At 69.1% G+C, this 2,409-nt stretch carries 3 protein-coding genes; 1 reads left to right on the top strand and 2 read right to left on the bottom strand.

Going from position 1 to position 2,409, the window contains the following annotated elements:
* Positions 1-284: hypothetical protein (locus tag KD1_RS16805; protein WP_217995823.1), on the top strand; the 284-nt coding region annotated here is incomplete at its 5' end.
* Between the two features lie 47 nt (positions 285-331).
* On the opposite strand, the gene gdhA is transcribed toward KD1_RS16805, so the two are convergent.
* On the bottom strand, positions 332-1,678 hold the full coding sequence (gene gdhA, locus KD1_RS07170; RefSeq protein ID WP_068399670.1) for an NADP-specific glutamate dehydrogenase: 1,347 nt from the start codon (positions 1,676-1,678) through the stop codon (positions 332-334).
* Positions 1,679-1,796: 118 nt separating this feature from the next.
* The gene (locus tag KD1_RS07165) at positions 1,797-2,363 is read right to left on the bottom strand and encodes a TIGR03086 family metal-binding protein (RefSeq protein ID WP_068399666.1); all 567 of its coding nucleotides are present in this window, start codon (positions 2,361-2,363) and stop codon (positions 1,797-1,799) included.
* Between the last annotated feature and the right edge of the window lie 46 nt (positions 2,364-2,409).

Below are 2,409 nucleotides of genomic sequence, written 5' to 3'. Positions count from 1 at the left end.
CGAGCGTGACCATCTGGCCGCCGAAGCAGGTCGCCGATCTGCGGCGCCGGCGCGCCCGCGTCGTGGTCGGCAACGCCCAGGCCGATCAGGCGGGGGTGCGCTCGGCCGCGGCCCGCACGACTCCGGCCACGTTGGCGGGAGTCGTACGACGCGATCGGCGGCTGATCGGGCCGATGGCGGTGTTCCTGGCCCTAACCGTGGATGCGCGGTGGCGGGCGCGTCGGCAGGTGCGTCGCGGTGACTTCACGACGTGGCTGCGCGATGAGAGCAGCCGGGCGGCCTGAGCCGGGGTGGGTTCAGGCCCTGTCGTTGCTCAGATGACACCCGTGGCTCAGATGACACCCATCGCGAGCATCGCGTCGGCGACCTTGATGAACCCGGCGATGTTGGCGCCGGCGACGTAGTCACCGGGCAGGCCGTACTCGTCGGCGGTGGCGACACAGTCGTCGTGGATGCCGGCCATGACCTTGGCCAAACGCTTCTCCGTGTATTCGAAGGTCCACGAGTCGCGCGAGGCGTTCTGCTGCATCTCCAGCGCGGAGGTGGCCACACCACCGGCGTTGGCCGCCTTGCCCGGAGCAAAGTGCACGCCGGCCTCGCGCAGGATCTTGATGCCCTCGGGGGTGGTCGGCATGTTCGCGCCCTCGGCGAGGTACTTGACGCCGTTGAGCACGAGGGCCTTGGCACCGGCGGCGGGCAGTTCGTTCTGGGTGGCGCACGGCAGCGCAATGTCGCACGGCACGTCCCAGATCTGGCCGTCGGTGACCAGGGTGGTCCCGTCACGCTCGGCGGCATAATCGGCGATGCGGCCGCGACGGTTCTCCTTGACGTCGCGCAGCAGGGCGACGTCGATGCCGGCCTCGTCGACGACGTAGCCGGAGGAGTCGGAGCACGCGACGACGGTGCCGCCGAGCTGGTGGACCTTCTCGATCGCGTAGATGGCCACGTTGCCCGACCCGGACACGACGACACGCTTGCCGTCGAACGAATCTCCGTCGGTGCGCAGCATCTCGTCGACGAAGAACACGGTGCCGTACCCGGTGGCCTCGGTGCGCGCCTGCGACCCGCCCCATGTCAGGCCCTTGCCGGTCAGGACGCCGGCCTCGTAGCGGTTGGTGATGCGCTTGTACTGGCCGAAGAGGTAGCCGATCTCGCGGCCACCGACACCGATGTCACCGGCCGGGACGTCGGTGTACTCGCCGATGTGGCGGTACAGCTCGGTCATGAAGGACTGGCAGAAGCGCATGACCTCGCCGTTGGACTTGCCCTTGGGGTCGAAGTCGGAGCCGCCCTTGCCGCCGCCGATCGGCATGCCGGTCAGGGCGTTCTTGAAGATCTGCTCGAAGCCGAGGAACTTGACGATGCCCAGGTACACGCTCGGGTGGAACCGCAGACCGCCCTTGTACGGGCCGAGCGCGGAGTTGAATTCGACGCGGAAACCACGGTTGATCTGGACCCGGCCGGCGTCGTCGACCCACGGCACGCGGAAGATGATCTGACGCTCGGGCTCGCAGATGCGCGACAGGATCGACGCCTCGGCGTACTCGGGGTGCCGGTCGACGACCGGGCCGAACGACTCGAGGACTTCCTGGACGGCCTGGTGGAACTCCACTTCGCCGGCGTTGCGTCGCACGACCTCATCGAGGATCGGCTCAAGGGCAGGGTGGAGCGTAGCCATGGTGTCCTTCCGGGAATGCCTGGGTGGCCGCAATTTGGGCGACCACGCAGAAGGATAGTGCGACCGGTGCGCTGCGACGAACCACGCGGTTCACTCCGTGGCGATCCGGCGCGTACGTTCAGCGGCCGGCCGACCAGTTCGTGTCGCGACCCAGGCGACCGAGCACGCGGGTTTGGCGCGGGGCATCGGCCGGCACGTCGATGGCCGGAGCGCAGACGCCCTGGGTGTAGAGGTTGTCTCCCCACGCGTCCGCACTCGCCTCCAGGAAGTCGAGTTCTGCCTCGGTGAAGTCGGTGTCGTGGCCGGCGCCGCGCGCGATGTCCCAGCGGTGCGCGACGAGGTCGAACGTGTAGAACGAGGCCATCGTGGCACCGATCGTCGTCGTGCCGAACGCCCCCTGGTACTCGCGGTCGCCGGTGCCGGGCTCGATCAGCGCGCGAGAGACCATCTCGGCGTGCGTGCGCCAGGCCGTGGCCGGGTCGAGGTCGTGGGGCAGTTGTGCCAGGTCGACGCCGTGACCGAGGAGGAATTCGCGCTGGGTGTCGATGAGGTGCTGGACGACCTCGCCGGTGTTCCAGCCCTGGCACGGGCTCGGCGCCTGCCAGGCGTCGGCCGGCACGGCGTCGATGACCTTCATCAACGGGGTGTTGTAGCGGTCGTACGTCACGGCTGCGTCGTAGGTCATGGGCGCGAGCCTAGGGGGCCGCGCCGGGGCGGGCCACCCCTCGCTC

The sequence above is a fragment of the Kribbia dieselivorans NBRC 106261 genome (genome assembly GCF_001552435.1).
Lineage (GTDB): Bacteria > Actinomycetota > Actinomycetes > Actinomycetales > Dermatophilaceae > Kribbia > Kribbia dieselivorans.
Note: the sequence above shows the minus strand (reverse complement) of the source record. Positions and strands in the feature narration are given on the sequence as shown.

Coding starts and splice junctions, on each gene's coding strand:
- KD1_RS07165 (WP_068399666.1), bottom strand. CDS start 2,363: ATGACCTACGACGCAGCCGTGACGTACGACCGCTACAACACCCCGTTG.
- gdhA (WP_068399670.1), bottom strand. CDS start 1,678: ATGGCTACGCTCCACCCTGCCCTTGAGCCGATCCTCGATGAGGTCGTG.